The organism is Glutamicibacter arilaitensis (assembly GCF_044793945.1).
Taxonomy (GTDB): Bacteria; Actinomycetota; Actinomycetes; order Actinomycetales; family Micrococcaceae; genus Glutamicibacter; species Glutamicibacter arilaitensis_B.
The window spans coordinates 162,119-183,275 of sequence record NZ_CP084994.1 but is presented as its reverse complement, the minus strand read 5'-3'; the positions used below and the strand labels follow the sequence as shown (position 1 = coordinate 183,275).

General features: G+C 60.2%; 17 protein-coding genes. 9 read left to right on the top strand and 8 right to left on the bottom strand.

Annotated elements, in window-relative coordinates:
• Positions 1–70: 70 nt before the first annotated feature.
• Complete coding sequence (locus LG294_RS00860) at positions 71–850, bottom strand: hypothetical protein (protein ID WP_404288617.1); 780 nt, start codon at positions 848–850, stop codon at positions 71–73.
• 132 nt (positions 851–982) lie between these two features.
• Here LG294_RS00860 and LG294_RS00855 point away from each other — a divergent pair, with 132 nt between their 5' ends.
• Positions 983–2,173, top strand: a complete 1,191-nt coding sequence (locus tag LG294_RS00855; protein WP_404288615.1) for an alanine racemase — start codon at positions 983–985, stop codon at positions 2,171–2,173.
• Positions 2,170–3,477, top strand: a complete 1,308-nt coding sequence (locus tag LG294_RS00850) for a D-arabinono-1,4-lactone oxidase (protein ID WP_404288613.1) — start codon at positions 2,170–2,172, stop codon at positions 3,475–3,477. The genes LG294_RS00855 and LG294_RS00850 overlap by 4 nt, the downstream gene beginning before the upstream one ends.
• On the opposite strand, the gene LG294_RS00845 is transcribed toward LG294_RS00850, so the two are convergent.
• The 3 genes from LG294_RS00845 to LG294_RS00835 all read right to left on the bottom strand — a co-directional run bounded on the left by LG294_RS00845 (position 3,474) and on the right by LG294_RS00835 (position 7,477).
• On the bottom strand, positions 3,474–4,508 hold the full coding sequence (locus LG294_RS00845; RefSeq protein WP_404288611.1) for a hypothetical protein: 1,035 nt from the start codon (positions 4,506–4,508) through the stop codon (positions 3,474–3,476). The genes LG294_RS00850 and LG294_RS00845 overlap by 4 nt on opposite strands.
• Before the next feature lie 92 nt (positions 4,509–4,600).
• Positions 4,601–6,253 (bottom strand): thiamine pyrophosphate-binding protein, encoded by a 1,653-nt coding sequence (locus LG294_RS00840; protein WP_404288609.1) that lies wholly within the window; start codon positions 6,251–6,253, stop codon positions 4,601–4,603.
• Positions 6,254–6,424: 171 nt separating this feature from the next.
• Positions 6,425–7,477, bottom strand: coding sequence for a hypothetical protein (locus LG294_RS00835; RefSeq protein ID WP_404288607.1), 1,053 nt, complete (start codon positions 7,475–7,477; stop codon positions 6,425–6,427).
• A 622-nt stretch (positions 7,478–8,099) separates the two neighbouring features.
• Here LG294_RS00835 and LG294_RS00830 point away from each other — a divergent pair.
• Positions 8,100–9,347, top strand: a complete 1,248-nt coding sequence (locus LG294_RS00830; RefSeq protein WP_404288605.1) for a CynX/NimT family MFS transporter — start codon at positions 8,100–8,102, stop codon at positions 9,345–9,347.
• On the opposite strand, the gene LG294_RS00825 is transcribed toward LG294_RS00830, so the two are convergent.
• Complete coding sequence (locus LG294_RS00825) at positions 9,344–12,178, bottom strand: FAD-binding and (Fe-S)-binding domain-containing protein (RefSeq protein ID WP_404288603.1); 2,835 nt, start codon at positions 12,176–12,178, stop codon at positions 9,344–9,346. The genes LG294_RS00830 and LG294_RS00825 overlap by 4 nt on opposite strands.
• Positions 12,179–12,305: 127 nt before the next feature.
• On the opposite strand from LG294_RS00825, the gene LG294_RS00820 reads away from it, so the two are divergent.
• Complete coding sequence (locus tag LG294_RS00820; RefSeq protein ID WP_404288601.1) at positions 12,306–12,971, top strand: GntR family transcriptional regulator; 666 nt, start codon at positions 12,306–12,308, stop codon at positions 12,969–12,971.
• A gap of 51 nt (positions 12,972–13,022) precedes the next feature.
• Here the strand turns inward: LG294_RS00820 and LG294_RS00815 are convergent, their stop codons facing one another.
• The gene (locus tag LG294_RS00815) at positions 13,023–13,382 is read right to left on the bottom strand and encodes an ArsR/SmtB family transcription factor (RefSeq protein WP_404288599.1); all 360 of its coding nucleotides are present in this window, start codon (positions 13,380–13,382) and stop codon (positions 13,023–13,025) included.
• A 150-nt stretch (positions 13,383–13,532) separates the two neighbouring features.
• Here LG294_RS00815 and LG294_RS00810 point away from each other — a divergent pair, with 150 nt between their 5' ends.
• From LG294_RS00810 to LG294_RS00790, 5 genes are all read left to right on the top strand, one after another.
• Positions 13,533–15,116, top strand: coding sequence for an ABC transporter substrate-binding protein (locus tag LG294_RS00810; protein WP_404288597.1), 1,584 nt, complete (start codon positions 13,533–13,535; stop codon positions 15,114–15,116).
• Entirely contained in the window at positions 15,098–16,120 is a 1,023-nt protein-coding gene (locus LG294_RS00805; RefSeq protein WP_404288595.1) for an ABC transporter permease, read from the top strand. Before LG294_RS00810 ends, LG294_RS00805 begins: the two co-directional genes overlap by 19 nt.
• On the top strand, positions 16,113–17,681 hold the full coding sequence (locus LG294_RS00800; protein ID WP_404288593.1) for an ABC transporter permease subunit: 1,569 nt from the start codon (positions 16,113–16,115) through the stop codon (positions 17,679–17,681). Before LG294_RS00805 ends, LG294_RS00800 begins: the two co-directional genes overlap by 8 nt.
• Positions 17,681–18,382: an ABC transporter ATP-binding protein gene (locus LG294_RS00795; RefSeq protein WP_404288591.1), complete on the top strand. Its 702-nt coding sequence runs from the start codon at positions 17,681–17,683 to the stop codon at positions 18,380–18,382. Before LG294_RS00800 ends, LG294_RS00795 begins: the two co-directional genes overlap by 1 nt.
• Before the next feature lie 242 nt (positions 18,383–18,624).
• Positions 18,625–19,608 (top strand): diaminopimelate dehydrogenase, encoded by a 984-nt coding sequence (locus LG294_RS00790; protein WP_404288589.1) that lies wholly within the window; start codon positions 18,625–18,627, stop codon positions 19,606–19,608.
• A gap of 10 nt (positions 19,609–19,618) precedes the next feature.
• Here LG294_RS00790 and LG294_RS00785 read toward each other — a convergent pair whose 3' ends face one another.
• Both LG294_RS00785 and ureG read right to left on the bottom strand, forming a co-directional pair.
• Positions 19,619–20,506, bottom strand: a complete 888-nt coding sequence (locus tag LG294_RS00785; protein WP_404288587.1) for an urease accessory protein UreD — start codon at positions 20,504–20,506, stop codon at positions 19,619–19,621.
• Positions 20,506–21,117, bottom strand: coding sequence for an urease accessory protein UreG (gene ureG, locus LG294_RS00780; protein WP_404288585.1), 612 nt, complete (start codon positions 21,115–21,117; stop codon positions 20,506–20,508). The genes LG294_RS00785 and ureG overlap by 1 nt, the downstream gene beginning before the upstream one ends.
• Positions 21,118–21,157 lie beyond the last annotated feature (40 nt).

Genomic DNA, 21,157 nt, shown 5'->3' with positions numbered 1-21,157 from the left:
AACGGCTTCAAGAAAAACTAGCGCAGGATGTTTCATGTGAAACATCCTGCGCTTGTTTTTCAGTTTCGAACTACTTGCGTTTCCGCGATTTCTCCACAATATCGGTGTCGATAATGTCCGGATCATCCAGCTCAAGCTGGCTTGGAGCCACGGTATCAATTCCTTCGAACGCTACGGCTGCGTTCTCAATAACCTTCTTGGCCAAGAACCGGTTACCGGCCCCGCCAATGACTGCTCCGATGCCGAAAGGCACCAAGCGTCCGAGCATGCTGGCACCCTGAGTGCCAACCATCTTACGAATAAACTTCTTCTGCAAGCTCTTCTGCGCCGTGGCCATCAGACTCGTTGACTTATTCGAGCCAAACGATCTTGCCCAACCCTGCACCGGACCAGAACCACGGCCAGCCGCCTGGCTGGTCAGCGCCGAAATCATCGAGCTGCCTTCTTCGCCCATCAGCACGCCCATAACCAACAAGCGCGATCGGTCCGGATCGTCAATTGCAATGCCGTGGAGCTCGGCCAAGGACTGCGCATAAAGCGCAGAGGCTTCGAGGAACCCGATCGTGGCTGCCAACGAGAGCCCCAACGCTACGGCGGTACCTACCGCCGGCACTGCTGCGGTTCCTCCGACGGCGGCACCAGATCCGGTGACCACGACCAAATAGTCACGTTCAACGATCTTGGCCAGCTCGGCCGCAGATGCTTGAGGATGCTTCGCGCGCAATCGCTTTAGATATGCAAGGACCAATGGCCGTTGCACTCCGACTCCCCGCATGATGGCGTCTTGGACGGCCGAACGAGGTTTGCCGCTCGAGTCAATAAATGTCATCGAAATGGGATCTTTGCTCATGATAATCCCAGACTAGTAGCTCGAGCCTGATAGTTCCCGGGAAAATGCCGGATTCTTGCCGCGAATTATCAACTACCATCCAATATGAAACTTTCCCTTGAAACACCCATACCTCGGTGCAAGAGTTGGCGTATGAAGAATGCACAGGCCAAGCGCTATAACCAGGCACTGGAAAAGGCCGGAATACGTGAACGTCCGGTCGGTTTACTCGATTTAGAAGCATTCGATAAGAATGTGATCGCCCTACGCGAACGAGCCGGGACCGTCCCAATTCGTGTGGCATCCAAGTCCCTGCGCGTACGTTGGGCACTTGAACGAGTCTTAGCGCAACCGGGATTCAGTGGTGTCCTGTGCTTCACTCTCACCGAGGCGCTGTGGCTGGCTAGCCATGGGATAAAAGACCTAGTAGTTGCCTACCCGCAGTCAGACCCGGGCGCAATCAGCCGGTGGGCCAGCAGCGAGCAGGCACGAGACGAGATCACGGTGATGATCGACGACGTGGCGCAATTGGATCTCATCGACAAGGTTGTGCCGGGGCATCCGGAACTGAAAGTTGCGCTGGAACTAGACGCGTCCTACTACCCCTCTACATCTTTGCGGTTGGGTGCCGCCCGATCGCCATTGCATGACCCGGAAGACGTGGCCGAGCTGGCACGCTTGGTACTCAAACGCAAGGGTTTCAAAATCGATGGGCTGATGGGCTACGAATCGCAGATTGCCTCGGTTCCGGACGGCGGTATCGGACCAAAGGCACTGCTCACGCGGGCAATGCGCAAACGCAGCGCCGCAGAACTTGCCGAACGTCGCAACGAAACTGTTCAGCTAGTCGAAGCGCTGAGCCCAATGCGGTTTGTCAACGCCGGCGGCACCGGCTCTATTGAAACCAGCGTTCAGGAGACCGCGGTAACCGAAGTTTCGGCCGGTTCTGGGCTCTTTGCCCCAGCACTGTTCGATTCCTATAAATCCTTCCGACCTATCCCTGCGCTTTTCCTCGGGTTCAGCGTGGTCCGTCGACCCGAGCCCGAGGTCGTCACCATACTCGGTGGCGGATGGATAGCTTCAGGCCCTTCGGGCAAGAGTCGATTGCCACGTATTGCCTGGCCAAAAAGACTCAAGTATCTTCCATTGGAAGCAGCCGGCGAAGTGCAGACGCCGCTGCGGGGCGCCGCTGCAAGTAAGCTCAAAATCGGCGATACCGTATGGCTGCGCCACGCCAAAGCCGGTGAACCAGCCGAACGGCTCAACCGTCTGGCAGTTTACTCAAACGGGCAGATCGTCGAAGATTGGCCAACCTACCGCGGTGAGGGCAAGGCGTTCCTGTGAAGCGGTTCGCCAATTTTTCGCGGACCGTCAGTGCAACACCTGTTCGGTGGCAGAGCATCACCGACCCATCCCAGCTTTCCGGGATCTTCGCAAGGGCCGCAAACGAGGGCCACACGGTACGTACCCTGGGCGCCGGGCATTCTTTCACCCCCTTGGTTCAGACCTCGGGCGTGCTGTTAGATCTCGATGGTTTCCACGGAATCGAAGAGGTCGATGCGCTCACTCACGAAGTGACATTCCGCGCGGGAACCCGCCTGTGGCAGATTCCCAGCCTGCTTAAACCCTATAATTTGGCACTAGCCAATATGGGCGATATTGATCAGCAATCAATTGCCGGCGCCATAGCCACCTCCACTCACGGAACGGGGCTTGCGTTCACCGGATTCAGCGGGACCGTCACCGGGCTGCGCATCACGCTGGCCGACGGAACCCAGATGCGCACCTCTCCCACCGAGAATGCGGAGACCTTCCAGGCCGCCCGCGTAAGTCTCGGCGCACTGGGCGTGATCACCCATGTCAGAATGCGCTGCGTTCCGGACTACACGCTGCATACGGCGGAGCGCGTGGAAGGCATTGACGAGATCTCGAAGAATTTCATTGACCTGTCGAAGGCCACAGATCATCTGGAGTTTTTCTGGTTCTCTGGCACTCGCAAGGCCCTGGTCAAAGCAAATACTCGCTTACCTGCGGGGAGTTCGCTGGACGCGCCGGGCAAGGTGTCGAGGTGGATTAATGACGAATTGTTATCCAATGGTGCGCTTCAGGCGATTTGCAGCCTCGGCGCGTTTCGTCCGCAATTGGTCCCAGGACTTAATCGCCTGGCTACCGCAATGCTCTCCGACCGTGAATATACCGACCAGTGGAATCGAGTTTTCACCTCACCGCGACGCGTGCGTTTCACCGAAATGGAATATGCGCTACCGCTGGAAAACTTCGATGTTGCGTTCACCGAGCTGCGGGCCTATCTGGAGAAGGCCCGGGTGCCGGTGGTGTTCCCGATAGAGGTTCGCACCGCGGCAGCCGACGATACTTGGCTGGGAACAGCCAGCGGGCGAGAGAGCGTCTATCTCGCCGTACATCGCTACGTTCGAGATGTCGTGCCGGAATACTTCCCCGAGGTCGAACGGATTCTGCGCCGAAATGGAGGACGTCCGCACTGGGGCAAAGAGCATTCCTTGGGTGCTTCGCAGCTATCCACGTTGTACCCACGATTCGCAGATTTTCAGGCGGTGCGATCCACGGTAGACCCACAGGGGTTATTCCTCAATGAGCACCTGCGGCATCTGCTGGTGGAAGAAGTTTAGAACTGAACGTCGGTCCAGATCAGGGCCCGAGCCGGATTGCTGCCCAGGAGCGGGCCGTCGATTGTCTGCGCCTCTAGCGGTGCTCGGTCACCGATGTGACCCTGTCCAAGGACTTGCCAGGCAGAGTTCGGAACGAGGTAATTTCCCGAATCGCTAAGCGCCTCGGGACGATCCATTTCCTTGAGCAGCGCATCCCTCGCGGCTAAGGAGGATGGTTGCTGACCCAAGGATCCGGCGACGACGTACGGGTCGTTTCCTACTCCTTGGTTTTTTTCCCCCTGGTCATTGCGCAGGTATTTACCGCCTTCGAGGTAATCCGAGATCACCCGCAACTGATCGAGCTGGCGTGCTTCGTCGAAGGAATATCCGGCAGAGCCATCATCGGTTTGCACCGCGAGCACGTGGACCTTTTTACCGCGGTACTCAATTGGGATGTCCCAAAGCCCGCTGCTCATCACTGGAATGGAGGCCGCCAGCGCGCCGCTTAATTCGGAATTATCGAGCCTGCTGTCCGGCATGTCGGACCATTTGAGGCTCGAAATACCGGTGACTGACTCTTGGTTAATTTGATATTTAGAGAGGACTACGACGGCGCCTTGGCCTTCGAAGTTGCCTTGCCCCCAAGCATCTTCGGGGCCGCCGACAATTCGGTCCCCATTGAGATCCGCACCGCTTGGTTTACCTTTGGAACCCATGCCTAGGTAAACGTAATCGTATTCAACGTCGCGACGAGAGTCGTCTGGATTATTCAGGTAATGATCTTGGAAAGCCTGTACGGCTTGTTCATCGGCATCCATACCGGTCAGCACCACGAAGTCCGCATTAGCTGCGGTAATGCTGTCGGCCGCCTGCGAGGCTTCGCGGTCGGTTCCCTGTATGAGGTCAGCGGCGAGCTGCCCCGGAACATCACGAGTAATTTCGGTGGCTAGCGTGGCCACGCGCAAAGAAGTCTCAGAAAGCCCCTGGCTCGGCGCAGGGTTGGAGTCTTGCGCGTCCCAAGGGGCGGCAAAAGCGCCGGTGGCGGGAAACATCAATAGTGCTCCCAAACCTAAGCTTGCCGTTCCTACTAAGACTTTGCGCACTCTGCAACCCTACGCCGAATCAGTACTCATAATCCAGCATCTTAATCGGATTGTGATGCCTGCGCCGCGGCGGCCCGCGCATTCGCAGCGAGCACCTCTTCCATATATGGTGCCCGAACGTTCGGTGAGATCCGTGCATCGACCAGGCAAATGCCCTTCGCTCCCTGATCTACCCACTGCTGGACCTTGGCAAAATCGGCCACCGATTCGACCCGGATTCCCGTTGCCCCTACCGCGGTGGCGAGCGCTGCGAAGTCAACCGTTGGGATGAGCATAGGGTCCTCATGCAGGCCAATCGAGCCGTATTGGTGGATCTCCGCCCCGTACGCTGAATCGTTGTAGATCACGATGATGCCGCTACTGATGGTGCGCACGATCGATTCGAGATCGGCTAGCCCCATCAAGAATCCGCCGTCTCCGGCGGCTAGGACTACGGTGCGTCCTTCAGCCGCAGCCCCTGCGCCGACCATGGATGCAATGCCTAAGCCGATGGACTGGTAGGCGGTGCCTACGCAAGTTAGTGATCGCGCTCCGGTCGATGTCCAATACATTGGCCCCCAACCGATGAAGTGTCCGCCGTCCTGCACCAGGACCCGGTTCTTTGGCAAGATCGTTTCCAGCTCGCTGGCCACGCGGCGGGGATCGAGCAGACCGTCAGTTGCGCGGTCACCTCCCACAGGGCGCTCGCGGACAGCGCTCAAGTCAAGCGAGCTGGCCCATCCCGAGTCTTGGACGCCCACAGTGCCCAACAGACTGTTCACCACTGCGGGAACGTCACCGGTGGCGAAGTAATCTACGCGCGGGTTCGTGGCGGCAGCCGCAAGATCGATCTGCACTACGTGTGAATCAGTGTTAATGAGATCGCCAAAGCGCATGGTGAACTGATTCAGTCCCGCCCCGAGCACCAGCACGGTATCAGCCTCGGCAATGATTTCGGCGTTGCGTCCGGTTGCGAAACCTCCGGTTATGCCTAGATCAAACGGGTAGTCCAGCAGGTCACGTGCCAAAAGAGTTCCGGAGGTGGTGGCTCCGAGCCGCGCGGCCAGTTCAGCAATGCCTACCGCAGCGTCAATGGCTCCGCGCCCATAGAGGATATGCGGGCGCTTCGCGGCCAAGAGCAAGTCGGTAATCGTGCGCAATTGTGTTGCGTTGAGTTCAGGAGCTGGAGGGCTGCTGCGGAAGCTTTCAAACTCCGGCAGATCGACCTCCAGACTTGGTGCCGCGGCAACATCGTAGGGAATGGCTAGAACCACCGGAATCTGTTCGCGCAACGCGTGGGCGGCCGCGGCGAGCGCCGTCGCGCCTGGGGTGAGTCGATCCACGACGTAGCGAACGGCTCGGACACCGGAGTCTATGGCGGCCTGGTCAACATCCCAACCCCGCATACCGGTTGATGGCGCATCACCGGTGATTAGCAACAGCGGAGTGCGTGCGGCCGCGGCCTCAGCCAACGCGGTAACGGCGTTGGTATAGCCTGCTCCATAAGTGGTCGACGCGATAGCGAGGCGGTTTGAAATCCTAAAGTAGGCGTCTGCGGCGGACACCGTCGCGGATTCGTGGCGCACGGCAGTGTAGTCAAAGCCTGCGCGAACCGCGGCGTCTAGGAAGTGTGCGTTGCCGTTGCCCATCAGACCAAAAATCTGTGGAGCAATCGGCTTTAGGGCATGGGCGATGGCAGCTGAAACGCTGGACATAATGGACTCTTTTCCTGAAGAAAACGAAAGAAAATTCCATATATGTCTGCCGTTACCAGTTGCTTTCGGCAACGGGTATCGCCCCTTTTGAGAGCGCCGGAGTCTTATGAGATGACTCCTGACAAGTTCAAGAATAGGGTACGAATCACTCAGCGCGCTAGCTCTCGCTCATTATGCCTTTCCTGCAGCACCACCGAGCCGCCGTGCGATGTCGGTTTCGAGCTCCTTAAAAAGAGCTCCGTTAAGCCAGCGACTGAGCTGAGCCATGACTGCCAAGGAAATGAATCCAACCAGTAGCTTGTCCGCTAAGGAATACAACAGATTCGACTGGAAAACTGCGACGAACATTGGCAAACCGAAAGACTCAAGCTGTTCCCGGGTTGATTCAGATGCATGTCCGGTACCGCCGTTAAAGATGAACACCAATAAACTGGTCGCTACCACTGTGCACATGAAGCCAACCAACAAATTCAGCGCGAGATAGCGTCCGAATGATGCCTTTCGGCGCACCCATAGGACCCCGTATCCCCAAACCAATGCACCGGTGACGTTGACCAGAGCGAAGGGAAACGACGAAGAGTCAGTGATCCCGAAACCGAGTAAATTCGTTGCCACAGCGACTCCGACACCTGCCCATGGGCCCAGCATCATTGCCGCAATCGCGGTGCCGAGCATATCCAGGTAAAGCGGAATTCCAAGGTTTGCTACTAACCAGAATCCCAACAGGTTGACCAGAACGCAGCTAATGGCCAATAGCGACTTTCTGGCACCGCTCGCGACCTTCTGCGTCGCTTCCCTGATGCCCTCAGAACTAACAATCGGGTCATCTGCCTGTTCCGCTACTACTAACTTGGCGGATCCGGAGTTTTCTGTGACGTCGATTGAAACCAGTAATTCGGCAGCCGCCTGCTCTCGCAGAGCCTGCAAGCATCGAAGATGCCAATTTTCAATGTCTTCTTCCGTTCCATCCAATGCGCGGACGATTTCAGAAACAAGAGTCAGATTAAGCCGTGTTCGTCCACGCCTAAATGCATCATAGACAGTCGATCGGGCAGGGCGAGATGCATCTGGTGCGACGCCCTGGGAAATTCGATATCGGGAGATTCGGCGAACGATTTCTGCGTAGGCGACGCCACCGCCATCGAGACGCAACTGCTGCAAATCGTCGGCGATACGGTCTAACGCCGAAAGCACCCGTTGAGGTTCGCCATTGAAATCCGACACGTTTGCTACTTTCGCTTTCGCGCGTTCTTTTAATCCGCGTTGTGAATTAATTCTATTGCGGTTACTGATAATTCAGGACATTCATCGGAAACATTTCGCCCTGAGCACGTCGCATCTCGAGACCCCTTGAAATATATTCCAAATAAAGAATATAGTATTTGAACTGCACTTATGAGCCAATAGCCACAAGTTACCTTGTCCGGAAGTGTCCGAATTGCATCCTTTTGCTTGTTGAGTCCAGATATAGCTGCCTAAGATTGTTGTAGATAGAAGTGTTCGATTGCTGCGGTGCTTTTAGCTCCGAAAGTTCGATAAAACGCCGCTGGCAATCCCTCCTCGCAGGGGTGGCCGATTAACCAGCATTTGCATTTTGGGGGCAGATGCTGAATAGCCATGGAAACTTTCTAGGCCTCCCAAAAGGGGCGAATAGTCGAGCACCTTCGGAATTTTCGAAGGTGCTCACCCTTTTCACCATTGGCCCCGCACCATTGAATTCCATTGCCGACCTCCGGAATCTCCAACGGGATTTTGGGCAGATAAGTGTTTAGAGTTGTTACAGCATGATCTGGGGGTTCCAAGACCGTCAGCATTTCTGACTAGGGTTTGGGATGAACCCTGACTCATGTTCTGCAAGGAGATCGCCACGCACCGCAACCCAGCAAAGAATACCGCCATGCTCTGGGTCATCGCCGGGATCGCAATCCTAGCTCTGAGCCTTCGCGCTCCGATCATCTCCCCCACCGCGGTCATGGCCGACATCCAGTCCGACACCGGGCTTAGCGCCGCTGGGGCCGGATTACTCACGGGCCTCCCGGTTTTGCTTTTCGCCATCGCGACGCCTCTGGCTACCGGCACAATCCGTCGCTTTGGCGTCGAATCCACCATTATCATGTGCTTGGTCGGCGTGCTCATCGGAACGATCGTCCGCTCTCTGGGATCTGCCCCGCTCATGCTAGTGGGCACGGTAGTGATCGGTGCCGCGATAACGCTGGGAAACATCGTAGTTCCGGTCATCATTCGCCGCGATGTGCCGTGGCGAAGGGCACCAGTGGCAACGGGCGTGTACTCCGCGGCCATGAATGTCGGTTCAATGGCGACCTTGCTAGGTACCGCCCCGCTCGCGGCCGCGTTCGGCTGGCGTATCGCGATCGCCGCATGGACGGTTATCGCCGCATTGGGGCTGGTTTTCTGGCTGGTGTTTCTCCGGATGCGCCGCGCGGGCGTTAATTCCGCCGAGCTGGCGGCGGATCCCACCCCCAGACGGCCCACGACCGAAGCGGACGCCGCGATGCTGGTCTCCGCGAGATCCCGGAACCGCAAGGTGACCGCACTGCTGGTCTTCGGTTTCTGCGGCCAATCTGCCGCCTATTACGCGACCACCACCTGGCTCCCGTTGCTGCTGGCCGAAACCTCGGGGCTTTCCCTTGCATCCTCGGCCGCCAGCGCTTCACTGTTCCAGATCGCAGCGGTGGCCGGTGCCCTGGGCGTTCCGCTGCTGGCCGCCCGGACCGGCCCCTGGGTTCCGGCGCTCATCGTGGCCATCTGCTGGGTTGCCCTGCCTTTGGGGTTGCTGGCCGCACCCGAGGCCTACATCGCATTCTCCGTGATCGGCGGAGTCGCCCAGGGCGGCGGGTTCACCGCGATCTTCTCGCTTATCCCGCGGATAACCAGCACTAATGCGCAGGCGGCCTCCACCTCCGCTCGAATCCAGGGCGGAGGCTATGTCGCGGCTACCATTGCTCCGCCGTTGGCAGGGTGGCTCAATACCACCACTGGGGGCTGGGACGCACCGCTGGCTCTGGTGCTGGCCGCAACTCTGGTCTTCGCCATCGGCACCTTGTCCGCGGTCCGCCTCGTCGCGCGCGACTAAGCGGTTCCGGTGCCCTGCGCCAACAGTTCAATGACATGCCGGTAGTCCTTGCCGGTTGCACGGCTCATGCCCAGCTCGCAAGTGCGGTTGCACGAGGCGTGGGCGCTGGCGTCCAGCTCCCGCACCTCTGCGGCTTCACGTGCGGTGGCCGAGGCGGTTAGCTCCGGATGCAGCATGCCGCGGTCGCCGGCAAAAGCGCAGCAGCCCCAATTCACCGGAATGTGCACGGTTTCCGCGACCACTTCGGCGATCTTCTGCAGGTCCCCGTTCAGTCCCATCTGCGTTGACGAGCATGTGGGGTGAAGGGTCAGGGAATCGATCCGCTTGGCCCGGGGAAGCTTATCCAAAAGGTTTCGCGAAGTGAAGGCCAACAGGTCAACTACCTCGAAGCCGTGCTCTTCCAAGGTATGCGCGAAGCCCTCGGTGCAGCTTGTGGCATCGGAAATTACCGGTAGCCTGAACGCCGGCTGGGCAGTGTGGACTTGATCGAGCACGCGTTGGGCCATCACCACATGTCCGTCCTCGTAGCCCTTGGAGCTCCATGGTGTACCGCAGCACATTGATTCAATGCCTTCCGGGACCAACACTGAAACGCCGGCCTGCTGCAGCAGCTGCTCGAAGGCCGGAGCCACTCCCTGCCCATCCCCGCTAGGGCCAAACATCGAGTTCACGCAGGCAGGCAGGTAGATGGCAATTGGCTCGGTGCCCACGGCGCCAAGATTGCCCGTCAATGGCTTGCGTGCCTTGCCGCCGGCCGGCAGGTCTGAATCATAGCGTGGCATCGTGTCGGTGCCCACGACCTTGCGGGCCACGTCTGTAGCTCCGCGGACTAACGACACCGGGAACTTGTCTGCGACGCTCAATGCCACCGAGCCGACGCGAGTTGCCGCGCCCCAGCCCTTGGCCGCGGCTTTGAACCCGGCAGCCATCACCGGATTTACTTCCTCGCGGCGCAGTCGTTTGACCAGCAGGCCGGTATTGATCTGTACCGGGCAGGCCGTGACGCACATGCCGTCTACCGCACAGGTTTCCACCGCGGAGTACTCGAAGTCCCGCTCTAGCTCCGCGGCGAGCTCCAGGTTGCCCTCGGCTTCGGCCTTCGCGATCGCACGGCGCACAGCGATGCGCTGACGTGGGGTCAGAGTGAGGTCTTTGGAAGGGCAGACGGGCTCGCAGTAGCCGCATTCGACGCATCGATCGGCTTCAACTTCGATAGTTTCGTTCAGCTTGATGTTACGGATGTGGGCAGCGTGATCTTCATCGATGATGACTCCCGGGTTGAGCATCAGTCGTGGATCGCAGGCAGCCTTGAGCTGAACCATTACCTCGTAGAGCTCGTCGCCATACTGGCGTCGGACGAACGGCGCCATGGCGCGCCCGGTGCCGTGCTCGGCCTTCAGATTGCCGCCTTTGGAGAGCACCAGATCGACCATCTTGTCGTTGAACGCGTTGTAGCGGTTTAACGCCGCCCCGCCCTCGAATCTGTCGGTGAGCATGAAGTGGATATTTCCATCCTTGGCGTGACCGAAGATCACCGAATCTTCATACCCATACTCGTCAAAGAGCTCCTGCAGGCTTCCGCAGGTTTCGGCCAACGAGGCAACAGGCACCGCAACGTCCTCGAGCAACGCGGTAGTTCCCGAAACGCGGGCGCCCGCCACCGAAGCATAGAGTCCCTTGCGGAACTTCCACGCTGCCTGGCGATTTGCCGCGTCGGTTGAAAGCGTTGCGGGGGCACGGAGTGCTGCCGCGTCCAACAGTCGCTGACCATCACCTTGCAGCTGGGCAAGTTCCTCATCTGAATCTGCATGGTATTCCACGAGCAGCGCTGCCTGCTCATTGACTTCGAAGCCCATAATTGCCTCGGGTACCCCGGGCAAGCTCTGGCCGACGCGCAGCGAGGTGGAGTCCATGAGTTCCAAGGTGGCCGCGCCCGAATCCAACAGATCCGGAAGCGCGCGAGTTGCAAGATCCAATGAATCAAAGACCGCCAGGGTGGCGATGGCAAGCTTACGGATCGGCACAGTCCGGAAGACCGCCTCGGCGACGAAGGCCAACGTGCCTTCGGAACCGATAATCAGGTGCGCAAGCAATTCCGCTGGCGAGTCATAGTCTAGGAACGAATTGATGCCGTAGCCCATTGTGTTCTTAAGTGCGAAGTGCTTTTCGATCAGCGCGACCGAACTCTTGTTTTCGCGCACTCGACGGCGAAGATTTTCAAGAATGTAGACAAGTTCAGGCTCGGCCGCGGCCAGCTTTGCATCGGCATCTGGGGCCGCAGTATCGATCATGGTGCCGCTGGGCAGCACGAAGGTCATCGATTCCAAGGTGCGGTAGGTGTTGAACTCCGTGCCGCAAGCCATGCCCGAAGAATTGTTTGCGATCACGCCGCCGATGGTGCAGGCGGCCTCGCTGGCAGGGTCCGGCCCGAGCTTGAAACCGTATATCGAGAGCCGCGCGTTGACCTGGCGCACCGTCGCACCGGGCTGCACGCGCACGCGCTTACCTTGGTCAAGCACCGCGATGCCGCGGAAGTTTCTACGCACATCGAGCATCAACCCGTCGCCACTTGCCTGGCCAGCCAGCGAGGTGCCACCGGAGCGGAGCGTTACCGGCTGGCCGGCGCGCATGCTTGCCGAAAAGAGCTGCGAAACTTCGACAGCATCCTTGGCTATGATCACCGCTTGCGGCGTGTAGAGGTAATGCGAAGCATCGGAGGCGTAGGCCACCCGGTCGATTGAGGTGGTCTTGACGCGGTCGGGATCGGCGACCAAGTCAAGGATGCTCCGCGAAACCTTGGTTTCACCGAGTGCCGGCGTGCTCAATGCCATGATGCGCTCCTGTGCGGTTGGTAGGCCCAGCCTACCTAATGAGAAAATTGTCTAACAAGTACACATGCTATGTTAGTACCCTTCGTGGGATACTCGAGGGGTCAGCAAGTTTTTTGGAAGGAATTTCATGTCCGCAAGACTCGGTGTCGTCTCGGTAGTCCAGGCGATCATCAATGACCTGCGGAGCAGAATTTTCGACGGAGAGCTGGCCCCAGGCACTGCCCTGGGAGAGGTGGACGTCGCCGCGCATTACGCCGTGGCAAGACCCACCGCGAAGGCCGCACTTGAAAACTTGGTGGCCAGCGGGCTCTTGACCCGCAATGCGCATCAGAGCGCCCGGGTCACCCTACTGAATTCGGCCGACGCCCGAGATATCTATCAGACTCGCGCCATCATCGAAGCCGAAGCGGTGCGGTTGCTGGCAACTACCGGGCACGTTCCACCGGCTGCATATGACGCCAACGCGCAAATCACCGCGTTATCCAACGCTTCGCCGGTGCAGATCATTGAACCCGATCTCAGATTCCATGCCGCGTTGGTCAACGCCTTGGATTCACAGCGCACCAGCGCTATCTATGCCCAGCTCAGTGACGAGATTCGGTTGTGCATGACCCACGTGCAGGATGCCACATTGCTAAGCACCAAAGATATTGCCGCAGAACATCGAAAGCTCCTGAAGCAGATCGAGGCCCATGACGCCCAAGGTGCTGCCAGCACCTTGGGCGAGCACCTTAGCCGCGCTTGCAGCAAGCTAGAGGCGCATTTGGACCATATCCAGCAAACCGCCGAATAGGCATCGGGCTGCCCCCTCCGGCGAGTGCCGCTGGAACATCGAGGCTACTGCCTAGTCGACTTGCTGCGGCAGGTGTTCGGGGTGCAGCTCGGAATGTGGAGCCTCCATCTGGTGCAGGAGTTGGTGAACTCCTGCGTGAACCAATCGCCAGCGCCGAAAACGCCCGTCAGGCTGGGATTGAACCACTTGAGCCCGCTGGAGCGTTGCCAAGGCTTGGGTGACGGTGTTCGGGCTTAGCTCCGCCGCCTGGGCGAGCTGGTTCACCGACGAATCCGGCGCCGCATGAATGGCGAAAAGTATTTTTATTCGTGTCGGATCAGCACAGAGGGAAAACACCTCCGCCCACTGGGAAATTCGCCGCTGAGCGTCATTGACCGCGTCGGCAGCGATCTGGCTGCGCTTGCTTTCCATCAAGACTTTTCCTCCCACGAAATTCGGTTCCCTCGGTTCAACACCTGTCCAGCCGGACACATGTATCCTGTGAACATATCCCCCACACCCAGAGTAGCGAAAGGATCCTCACTGCGTACGCCGAACAGCCGCAGTCGCGTCTTAGCGTTCTTGACGCTTCCCCTGATCTTATTCACCGCCGGCTGCCAGCCAGCCAGCGGACAGGCTTCTGCTGAGCAACCCATCTCCCTGCTCACCGCGGCACTGCCGGAAACCCTGAATCCCCTGGCCGGCTTCGACAACTACGGCCTTGGGAAAATAAACGAATCGCTATTCACTCTCGAAGGCGAACAAGATCAGCTTCCGAATCTGGTGCCCCTGTTGGCGGCCAAAGAACCGAAGATTTCCGCCGACTCTCTTGTCTGGGATATTTCGCTAAGCAGAAACGTCAAGTTCAGCGACGGGTCCTCCTTTGACGCCCAAGACGTCGTGGCCAGCTATCGGGCGATCCTCGATCCACGAACCGCCTCGCCGCTTGCGGGCAGCTTGGAAAATCTGGAATCGGTCTCCGCACCCAATGAACATACGGTGCGTTTTAAACTCAAAGAAGCGCAGGTATCCTTCAAAACCTCGCTGCTGATCGGCATCGCTCCGGCAGAACTCGTCGACCCAACTAAGCCAGTCGCCGAATCGGTACTCAGCCGAACACCGGTTGGCACCGGCCCGTACGTCGTGGAAGATTTCTCCTCTGCGCGGCTTGTGCTCTCGGCCAACCCCGGCTTCCGCGCGGGACCTGTAGAGGCTTCCCCGGTAATCTACGAGGCGGCGCCCGATGACAACGCCCGAAGCCAACGACTGGCCACGGGCGGATTCACCGGCACGGTGCTGCCACCTCGACTGGCCCACAGCTTTGCCAGCCGCGAAGGCTTCGAAGTGCTCACCGCGGCTTCGGCCGATTGGCGCGGCATCTCCCTGCCCGCCGGGCATCCGTTCACCTCAGATCCCGTGGTGCGGCTGGCGTTAAACCTCGCGGTCGACCGCGAGGAGCTGATCGACGCGGTGCTCGATGGCGCCGGCCGGCCGGCCTACACCTTCGTTTCCCCCGAATATGCTCAGAACTATGCGCCGAAAGCGACCTTCGCGCATGACTTGGAACGCGCGGCCTCCTTGCTCGATGAAGCCGGCTGGGTCGATTCGGGCCACGGGATTCGCAGCAAGGACGGTGCCGAGGCGGCATTCACCGTGCTGTACAACCCGGGAGATACCTTGCGCCGTGACCTGTCGCTGGCGGTTGCCGCGCAACTAGCAAAGATCGGCATCACGGTGGATGTTCAGGCTGCGACTTTTGACGAGGCCGAACCGCGCAGCGCCCAGGATGCGATCATGCTCGGTGGTGGGGATGACCCTTACGACGTGGATACCCAACTCTATAAAATGCTCCATTCTTCCTACCCGGAATCCGGCGCCTACTATGACAACCCCAGCCGGTATTCCAGCCCTGCTATGGATGAACAGCTGCATATCGGACGCACCAACCTGGACCCTGACGCGCGATCCGCGGCCTATCGGAAGGTCCAGCAGCTGTATGCCCAGCAGCCTTCCATGCTTCTGCTCGCCTTTCTGGATCACACCTACGTGCAGCGCAGCGACGTCAACGAACACTGGAATACCTCGTCTTTGCTCCTAGAGCCTCACGACCACGGAACCACGTGGGGCCCTTGGGCAAAAATCCATGAATGGACCCGCAAGCAGTGACGCGCACGCTCGGTCAGGGAAGCGGCCGCCGGCTACGGCTGCGCACCGCCGCGAATATCCTAGTGCGCCGGGTACTCCTGGGGCTGCCGGTCACCGCAGGCATCACCGCCCTGGTGTTCTGGCTGGCTTCTGTTGCTCCTTTCAACCCATTGGCCAGCTATCTCGGCTCACGGTACGAACGCACCACTGCCATGCAGCGCGAAGCGCTGAACGAACAGCTGGGTTTGGATAACCCTTGGTTCCTCACATGGTGGCGCTGGGTCGCGAACGCGGTGCAAGGCGACTGGGGATTCTCCCGGCTCTATGCGCAACCGGTGCGCGAGGTGCTGCTTGAACGGTTGCCCTATACCGCGTTGCTGACCCTGACCGGATTGCTGCTTGCGGTCGTAGCATCACTGCTGCTGGCCTGGCTGGCCGCACGGCACCGAGCAGGTCTCTTGGACCGCTTGGTGGTGCTCTTCGCGCAGTCTGCCCAGGCGCTCCCGCCCTTTGTATTGGCCTTGCTGGCAATTGCAGTTTTTGCGCTGGGGTTGGGTTTGCCCGCCGGCGGGGCCTCCTCGGCCGGGCAGCCTCCGACAGCTGGCACCGTGCTGGTTCATTTAATCCTTCCGGCTATGGTCCTGGGCGTGAGCCTCTTGCCCTGGTTGGTGCTGAACCTGCGCAGCTCGATGTTTGAGGTCCTTGAATCGGATGCGGTACTCGCCGCGCGTGGACGCGGCGTTTCCGAAACGCAGATCCTGCGCCACGAGGTACTTCCTGTCGCGGCCCTACCTTTTTTGACCGTAGTCGGAAGCAGGTTAGGTGAGTTGGTCACCGGTGCTCTGCTCGTGGAGAGCGTGTTCGCCTGGCCGGGCATCGCCTCCGCCGTCATCGACGCCGCGGTGGCGGCGGACTTTGCCCTGCTGGCGGCCGTTACCGCCTGTTCCTGCTTGATGGTCTTTGTGGGCAACGCGCTGGCCGACGCCGGTTACGTGCTGGCTGATCCGCGGGTGCGCGATGTCTAAGCGGCAGCTTTCCGCCGTGCTCTTGCTTGGCGCACTGGTGCTCTATGCGGTGTGCGTGCCGTGGCTGAATCCCCAAGCGGTGCAGGGCGCAGACCTGAGTGCCGTGTATCAGCCACCGGGCCTTGGCCACCTATTCGGCACCGATCAGTTAGGACGTGACCTATGGGTGCGTTCGGCTCAGGCGCTGCGCCTTTCACTGCTGCTGGCAGTGGCCTCCGCGGCCGCTTCCACGATCATCGGCGTGGGAGTCGGAGTGCTGGCCGCCTACGCCGGGGGAATTATTGACCGGATAGCCATGCGCCTGGTGGACATCCTGAACGCGGTGCCCCACCTGCTGCTGAGCGTTGTGGTGTTATCCATGTGGCCCGGACGGTGGTGGGCGATCGTCGCCTCGATCGCGCTGACCCACTGGACCCAGGTTGCGCGCATTGTCCGCTCGCGCTTGATCAGCGAACGCGAATCTCAGTACGTTGCGCTGTCGCGGGCCGCCGGCGCACGGCCATTGGCCATCTGGGTCAACCATCTGATCCCGGCGGTAGCTCCGCAGGCGGCTATTGCCCTGGTGCTGCAGCTACCACATGCCATCTGGCACGAATCGGCGTTATCCTTTTTGGGCGTGGGGCTTCCACCGCAGGCTGCGTCCTTGGGGCTCATTTTGGAAGACGCCCGCGGCGGAGTGCTGTCCGGCGCCTGGTGGTTGCTCGTGATCCCCGCGGGCTTGCTGGTGCTGCTCAGCGCGGCGCTATCCGCTCTCGCCCACGAATCAGCGCCGCGATCCCGCGCTCGGACAACGTTAACGCAGATCGCGTCCGAAGGATCCGCGCCCATCGAATCGTGCCAGCCGGCGATTGAGGTCCGGGGCCTGCAACTCTGGTCCGAGCCCAAAGCCGGGACGCGCACCGAGATCCTGCGCGGCGTGGACTACCGGGCCAAAACCGGAGAAATCAACGTCATACTGGGCCCTTCCGGTGCGGGCAAGACCATGCTCCTGCGAGCCATGGCAGGGGTACTTCCCCCACAGGTGCACGCCACCGGTTCCTTGCTGCTGCATGGCCAACGGCTTCAAATAGGAACTACGCCCTACGCCACCGGCGGGCAATTGGTTTTTGTCCCTGGTTCCTCGGCCACGGCGCTCAATCCGGTACGCACCGTTGGCGCCATGGTGCGACGCGAATTGCGCCGCCAGCGACGCGGCAGCTCCGCCAGATCGGTGGACCAGGCCTTGGAACGGGTGGGTCTGGACGCAGAATTACGGGTTCGCTATCCGCATGAGCTCTCCGGCGGCCAGGCTCAACGCGTACTGCTTGGCTTGGCGTTGATCGGCGATGCGCAGTTGATTCTCGTAGACGAGCCGACCTCGGCGTTGGATCCGCAAAGCCGGCAGCAGCTCGCCGAGGTATTGCAGGATCTGGCCCTGGCCGGCCGCACGGTCATCATGGTCACCCACGACCTCGATCTTGCCGCGAAACTGGCAGATGAAGTGAGCGTGCTGCAAGAGGACCGCGTGGTGCGCAGCGCAGGGGCGAAGCAGGTTTTCGCTAGGCAGCAGGAGGAGAACTAGTGAGCCTCGAATTAGCCGGCATCAGCTACGGATATCCAGGTGCGTCGCAGCAATTACTTCGCGGCGTGAATCTCCGGCTCGAACCGGGCGAAATAGTGGGTATCCGCGGGGATTCCGGAGCCGGGAAAAGCACCCTGCTCAACATTGCGGCCTTGCTGAAGTCACCGGATAGCGGCCAGGTTTTAATCGACGGGCAGCCAGTGGACCAACGGCGTCCGGTGCCGTTGGAAGTCCGCACCAAAATCGGAATCGTGCCCCAGTCCCCACGCGCGGCCACCGATCCTCGACAATATCTGGGGGCACTATTAGCCGCCCCGTTGGCCTTCGCCGAAGGTGCGATCAGGATCCGTCCCGAACGCTACCGCGAACAACTGCACAGGCTATGCACGCTCGTTGAGCTCGATTCGGCTTTGCTCCAACGCCGCGCGGCGGAAGTTTCCGACGGTCAGCTCCAACGGGTGCTGCTTGCGCGAGCGCTGAGCCTGGAACCGCGGATCCTGGTCTGCGACGAACCGACCGCGCAACTCGATGAGGGGACCACGGGGATAATCCTGCGGCTACTCACGGCGCAAGCGACGGCAGGCGCCGCGGTGCTGCTGGCCTCCCACGACGCCGGCAGCCTGCACCTCATTTGCGACCGAGTCCGGCATTTCCCAGACTCATTCATGCCACCTGCAGCTACTGGCCGGGAAACACCCTAATCGCTGGAATCAACTACGTCCAAGGCGCACCGAAGTTCGTGAAAGGCTGCGCCGCCCGGACCCTTAGCTCCACTATTTAATATGCAGCAGGGCATTTAGGGTTCCGCTGGCTTCTTTGGAATAATCCCTTGTGGTGGCATATGTCCACCGGCGTCTTTCGCCACTTTTTCTCCGGATAGCGAGCCACCTCCTGCCGGCCAATGACCGAGGCTCTTATGCCAGATCAAAGGACTGTGAATCTAATGTCTTCGAAAATCCGCATCGGCATCGCCGGCTATGGAAACCTCGGCCGCGGCGTACAGGCCGCGATTTCCAAGAACCAAGACATGGAACTGGTAGGCGTCTACAGCCGCCGCGACCCGCAGAGTCTCGAGCTCGCGCAACCGGCGGCGCGCTACTCCGTCGACGACTTGGCCAAGCATGTCGACGACATCGACGTGCTGATTCTCTGCGGCGGCTCTAAATCAGATTTGCCCGAGCAAGGCCCACAACTGGCAGCGCTGTTCAACACCGTTGACAGCTTCGATACCCACGCGCGCATCCCGGAGTACTACGAGTCCGTGGACGCGCCGGCGAAGGCTGCCGGCAAGACTGCGCTTATCTCCGCCGGGTGGGATCCGGGCATGTTCTCCATCAACCGGGTCTATGGCGAAGCGCTGCTGCCGGACGGGGAAACCTACACCTTCTGGGGCCGCGGGCTAAGCCAAGGCCATTCCGACGCGGTGCGCCGCGTGCCCGGAGTTGCCGCCGGCGTGCAGTACACCATCCCAAGCCAAGAAGCGATCGAACAGGTGCGGGCCGGATTGCGCCCGAGCCTGAGCACCCGCGAGAAGCACCAGCGCGAGTGCTTCGTGGTCCTCGAAAACGGCGCGGATGAGAACAACGTGCGCCAGGAAATCGTGAGCATGGAACACTATTTCGACCAGTACGACACCACCGTGCATTTCGTCGACGCGCAGACTCTGGCGACGGAGCACTCCGATATGCCGCACGGCGGATTCGTGATCCGCTCGGGCAATACCAGCGATTCGCAGAAGCAGGTCATCGAGTACTCGCTGGCGCTCGGTTCCAACCCGGAGTTCACCTCCAGCGTGCTGGTGGCTTACGCCCGTGCGGTGCACCGCATGAACCGCGCCGGCATCACCGGCGCGCAGACCGTCTTCGATGTGGCCCCGGGGCTGCTTTCGCCACGCTCCGCCGCTCAGCTGCGCGCCGACATGCTCTAAACCCAATGTGCTAGTACTTGCGCAGGTTCACCGGCCCTTGGCCGCGCAATCGCTCACGCAGCTCGTTGACGATGCCCATCAGCACCGCGGTGGCGGATTCGGTCGAGGTGCCAAGCGTGCGCACGGCCACCCCGGCGGTGGGCGTCTGCGAGACGCCCACGTGCACCGCTTGGCGCTGCTGCCCGGCAATCCGGTAGGCCACCTCGCGCAGCTGCTCCACCAGCGCGGCATCGATGCGCGCATCCACCGCAAGCAGCATGCCCACGTGGGTGGCTTGCTGTAGGTAAAGCTGCGAATCGAGCGACTGGTCCCCCGGCTGCACCCACAGGTTGTCCAGCACCGCCAGTTTTCCCTCCACCCGCACCTGGGTGCGAAGCCGCAACTGGTCATAGCGGAAGAGCGTGCCGTCCGGGCTCCACCCCGGGGTGAGGATTTCGAACTGCACCAGCGAGGCATCGGCCGCCATATCCACCACGAGCTCCTGGCGGTAGCTGGCATCCCGGTAGGCGATCAGCTGGTCGGGCAGGTATTCAAGCACCGCACCGGAGCCCAAACGCACCAGCATCTCCTGGCTGGCTTCGCCCTGCGGAGTGCGGTAGATCTTGGTCGCCGACTGAGTGGTCAGCAGCAAGCTGCTGCCGGCTTCCACCTCCACCTCGATGCCGTAGCGGTCGGCTCCAAGATACCCGCCGCCTGGGTTCACGATGGTGTAGCAAACTTGTGCGCTGTCATCCAGGTAATGCGGGCGCAGCACCCGCAAGGCACCCTGATGGTACTGCGCTGTGGCGATGTCCTTGCCCGAACGCCGGCCGATGCGCAGCCGCAATTCGCCAACCAGCCGACCGGTGAACGGAGTAGGAGCCAACACCGGGGCGCGGCGTGCGGTGCGAGCTGCCATTAGCACAGATCCGTCATCAGCACGTCTCGTCGCAACCAATTAAGAACATGTTCTAGGCCTTCATCGGTTTTCAGGTTCGTGAAGCAAAATGGCTTGTCCGCGCGGAATTGCTTGGAATCCGACTCCATCACCGACAAATCGGCTCCAACATATGGTGCGAGGTCGGTTTTGTTGATGATGAACAGGTCGGATTTAATCATGCCCTGCCCGGCCTTGCGCGGGATCTTCTCACCCTGGGCCACATCGATGATGTAAATGGAGAAATCCACTAGCTCCGGCGAGAAAGTAGCCGAGAGGTTATCTCCCCCGGATTCCACGAAAATGATCTCCAGGTCCGGGTGCTTGGCCTTCAAATCCTCAATGGCCGCAGAGTTCATCGAGGTGTCTTCGCGGATGGCGGTGTGCGGGCAGCCGCCGGTCTCTATGCCGACGATCCGATCCAGCGGCAGCACCCCATTGGCCGCCAAGATCTTGGCGTCCTCGATGGTGTAGATGTCGTTGGTGATGGCCGCCATGGAGATCTGGCCATCCAGCGCGCGGGTAATTCGCTCAATGAGCTGGGTTTTGCCCGCCCCAACCGGGCCTCCGACGCCAATACGAATTGGTTCCATAACTGTGCTCCTCAAATCATTGGGACCGCCAATCGGCGGT

Excerpts from the sequence above, each read along its gene's own strand:
- LG294_RS00860 (WP_404288617.1), bottom strand. The coding sequence starts at position 850 with ATGAGCAAAGATCCCATTTCGATGACATTTATTGACTCGAGCGGCAAA.
- LG294_RS00855 (WP_404288615.1), top strand. The coding sequence starts at position 983 with ATGAAGAATGCACAGGCCAAGCGCTATAACCAGGCACTGGAAAAGGCC.
- LG294_RS00845 (WP_404288611.1), bottom strand. The coding sequence starts at position 4,508 with ATGTTTCCCGCCACCGGCGCTTTTGCCGCCCCTTGGGACGCGCAAGAC.
- LG294_RS00840 (WP_404288609.1), bottom strand. The coding sequence starts at position 6,253 with ATGTCCAGCGTTTCAGCTGCCATCGCCCATGCCCTAAAGCCGATTGCT.
- LG294_RS00830 (WP_404288605.1), top strand. The coding sequence starts at position 8,100 with ATGTTCTGCAAGGAGATCGCCACGCACCGCAACCCAGCAAAGAATACC.
- LG294_RS00825 (WP_404288603.1), bottom strand. The coding sequence starts at position 12,178 with ATGGCATTGAGCACGCCGGCACTCGGTGAAACCAAGGTTTCGCGGAGC.
- LG294_RS00820 (WP_404288601.1), top strand. The coding sequence starts at position 12,306 with ATGTCCGCAAGACTCGGTGTCGTCTCGGTAGTCCAGGCGATCATCAAT.
- LG294_RS00815 (WP_404288599.1), bottom strand. The coding sequence starts at position 13,382 with ATGGAAAGCAAGCGCAGCCAGATCGCTGCCGACGCGGTCAATGACGCT.
- LG294_RS00805 (WP_404288595.1), top strand. The coding sequence starts at position 15,098 with ATGGACCCGCAAGCAGTGACGCGCACGCTCGGTCAGGGAAGCGGCCGC.
- LG294_RS00800 (WP_404288593.1), top strand. The coding sequence starts at position 16,113 with ATGTCTAAGCGGCAGCTTTCCGCCGTGCTCTTGCTTGGCGCACTGGTG.
- LG294_RS00790 (WP_404288589.1), top strand. The coding sequence starts at position 18,625 with ATGTCTTCGAAAATCCGCATCGGCATCGCCGGCTATGGAAACCTCGGC.
- LG294_RS00785 (WP_404288587.1), bottom strand. The coding sequence starts at position 20,506 with ATGGCAGCTCGCACCGCACGCCGCGCCCCGGTGTTGGCTCCTACTCCG.
- ureG (WP_404288585.1), bottom strand. The coding sequence starts at position 21,117 with ATGGAACCAATTCGTATTGGCGTCGGAGGCCCGGTTGGGGCGGGCAAA.